Here is a 2,913-nt window from a genome sequence, read left to right on the forward strand (position 1 = left end):
TGCCGCGGTAACAATGTTGGTGCCCATATTTTGTGTTATCCCCGTTTAGGGGCTGAATATCGCGCTGCCCCCCCCCCCCCCCCCGGGGGGGGCCCCCCCCCCCCCCGGGGGGGGGGGGGGGCCCGCCCCCCCCCCCACGACCAGGAATGGCGCACGCCGCCACACCGCCACACCCGCGACAGCAAGCCCCACGACCCTTTCATCGAGGGCGAGTTGCTGCTGATCGACGAAGGTCTGCGTGGCGATGAGGGCCGCGAGCAGCGCAACGGGCACCACACCCGCGACCCGCGCGACGGCCGGCCGGTCGAGCGCCCTCTCGGGGACCAGCAGTCCCGCCAGCTTGAGCGCGACGCACGCGGCCGTCGCGAGGAGGATCCAGGTCCAGCTCATGAGGCACCTCCGCGCCCGGCGGCGCTTTCCCCTGCGCCCAACTCGTCCCCTGGAACACCGTCCGCGGAGTCGCCGTCCGGCGCCGCACCGTTCGCATTCCGGCCATCCCGCTGCCCGGGCTGGGCAGTTGGCAGCAGCAGAACGCTCAGGGCCGTCAATCCGGCAATCACCACGGGCAGGCCCGAGCCGACGAGCGGGGAGACCGCTACGGCCACCAGGCCCGCGAGGACGAAGACGAACCGACCGGCACGCTCACGCAGCCTCGGCGCCACCAGGGCCAGGAACGCGGCCGAGGAGGCCACATCGAGCCCGAGCACCTCGGGGTCCGCCAGCAGCGAGCCGGCGAGGGCGCCGACCAGAGTGGTCACGTTCCAGAACACGAACACCACTGAGCCGGTGACCCAGTAGGCGAAGCGACTCGCGGACGGCGTCTGCTTGGCTATCGCCATGGCCGTGCTCTCGTCACTCAGCAGATGGGCAGCGGGCAGCAGGAGCCTCGTGCGCACATCCAGCACCGGCCGCAGGCTCACCCCGTAGAAAAGACTGCGCACTCCGAGTAGCGTCGCGGTCGCAGATGCGGCAACGCCGCTGCCACCCGCAGCAAGCGTACCCACCAGAGCGAGTTGCGCCGAACCTCCGTACAGGAGGAGGGACAGGAACTGCGTCTGCCCGATGCTCAGGCCGCTGGAAACGGCCAGCGCCCCGTAGGACAGGCCGTAGGCACCGACGGCCAGGCCGACCCCGAGGGCATCGCGCACAAGCCTCGCCTTCTCTTTGCGCGGCAGTTGATCTTGCTCCTGGATCACCACGGGGAGCCCTTCCACGAGTCGCGTTGACGGGGCAGCCCAGATCCCGAGACACCCCCTTTACGTCATGAATCTCATCTAGTATGACCGTGCTATGTCATTACGATGGTCGAACATGACATACATTAGGGCAGGTGACCGGTCGGCCGCACGACAGGTGAGGGAAGATGAAGCACTACTTGGCCCGACGTCCGTGACGCCCTGTGCAGCGGGACTACGTGCAGGAGATCCTCCGCACCCACCCGCTCGTCGACGGTGCGGGCGGACGAGTCCACGCCTTCCATCTCGGCGACGTGCGCAGCGGCAACTACGGCACGTTCGTGGAGTCCTCCACGGTGCGACCGGATGTGCTCACCACCCGGGACGAAGCGCTGCTGAAGCGCTATGTGCACACCAGCGAGTACCTCATCGTGGCCTGCCGTTACGGGGCCCGACGGGATTTCGACGCCGCGCTCGACATCTTCTCCTGCGGATGGTCCGCCTTCCGGGCCTCGCCGTATCCGAAAATCTTCCTGCACCTCGCCGACCGCTACACGGACAGCCGGCACGACTGGAATCCCCACCTGACCGCGCACGAGGGCTGGCACCGGATGCTGCGCACCTACCGGATCCGGGTCAAGCCACGTGTGGTCATCGACACCGTGACGACTCTGCACGACCGGTTCGCCTACGCGGGCCTGGAGACCAGTGCCGCCGTCGTGCTGACGCCGGAATTTCCGGTGGAGCTCGGCGCGGACACCGCGCCGGACCTCGACCGGTTCGAGGTGGCGCTCTACGGATCGCCCCTCTCCCTGGAAGGAATGACTGTTTATGAAATCATGCCGCAGCCCCTCACTGACACGCTCAGGGTGCTCGGCGAAGTGTTTACGCAAAGGCAGCCGGACGGCGAGATTCCATTCCTTTCCGCAGCAGAGCTGTCACAGCGCACCAACCGCACACCGGCAGCAATCGCCCAGACCGTGCGCAGGTTCCGTCACGCCTGCCAGAAAATATTCCGGGAAGCCGCCGATCACGAGCTGATCCAGGATGCCGTCATCCAAGGACGCCCTGGATACCGCATCAACCCGGGGAAGGTTCAGCGTTTCCGCGACTACTCTTCGGTCTCCTGACTTCCTCGTTCCGCACCTGTCCAAGAAAAGGACCACAGCCTACGCCATGCTCGAAAACAATCGGATCGTAGTGACGCCCGAAGACGTCGACGCTGAATTCAAGTTCGTGGTGGCCCTCAAGGCCAAGCTCGATCCCGGAGTGGCCACGAACGCCGCGTCCCACCTCTGTCTCGGTCTGGTCGCGAAGGCAGCGGCCGAACGTCCTGAACTGCTCACGCACATGTCGTTCCTCGACTTCCCGGATGCCGACGCAGGAACCCACGCACCTGTCTCCGGACTCTCGCTCGTCGTACTCGAAGGCCGCCCCGCCTGGCTGCGTCGACTGCGCGGCGAAGCGTCCGCGGCCGGACTCCTGAGCACCGACTTCACCGGGCAGATGACCGGCGGCAGTTACGCCGACCAGCTCGAGCGCATGCGCCGGACGCCCGAGAGCGAACTCGACTACTACGGCGTCGCCGTCTTCGGTTCGCGCGACGCGGTCGACCCGCTGACGAAGAAGTTCTCCCTGCTCCGCTAGGTGTGCTGTCCGGGGACGTTGGTGACGGGCGACACGCCTTGAGCGGTCCTTGAACGAGGTGAGGGCCTCTGGTTTCGGTGTGGATTGCGAC

The 2,913-nt window shown here is 66.9% G+C and carries 4 protein-coding genes; 2 read left to right on the top strand and 2 right to left on the bottom strand.

What is annotated here, in order from left to right; genetic code table 11:
- Nucleotides 1–45: 45 nt before the first annotated feature.
- Together ACFZBT_RS40725 and ACFZBT_RS40730 are read right to left on the bottom strand one after the other, a co-directional pair.
- Nucleotides 46–390: an AzlD domain-containing protein gene (locus tag ACFZBT_RS40725; RefSeq protein WP_391115652.1), complete on the bottom strand. Its 345-nt coding sequence runs from the start codon at nt 388–390 to the stop codon at nt 46–48.
- Nucleotides 387–1,199, bottom strand: coding sequence for an AzlC family ABC transporter permease (locus tag ACFZBT_RS40730; RefSeq protein ID WP_391115654.1), 813 nt, complete (start codon nt 1,197–1,199; stop codon nt 387–389). Before ACFZBT_RS40730 ends, ACFZBT_RS40725 begins: the two co-directional genes overlap by 4 nt.
- Nucleotides 1,200–1,414: 215 nt before the next feature.
- Between ACFZBT_RS40730 and ACFZBT_RS40735 the strand changes: the two genes are divergently transcribed.
- On the top strand, nt 1,415–2,305 hold the full coding sequence (locus tag ACFZBT_RS40735; protein WP_391115656.1) for a hypothetical protein: 891 nt from the start codon (nt 1,415–1,417) through the stop codon (nt 2,303–2,305).
- Between the two features lie 46 nt (nt 2,306–2,351).
- Nucleotides 2,352–2,822, top strand: a complete 471-nt coding sequence (locus ACFZBT_RS40740) for a DUF2000 family protein (protein ID WP_391115658.1) — start codon at nt 2,352–2,354, stop codon at nt 2,820–2,822.
- Nucleotides 2,823–2,913: the final 91 nt, after the last annotated feature.

The sequence above is a fragment of the Streptomyces sp. NPDC008137 genome (genome assembly GCF_042957035.1).
In the GTDB taxonomy this organism is placed as follows: Bacteria; Actinomycetota; Actinomycetes; order Streptomycetales; family Streptomycetaceae; genus Streptomyces.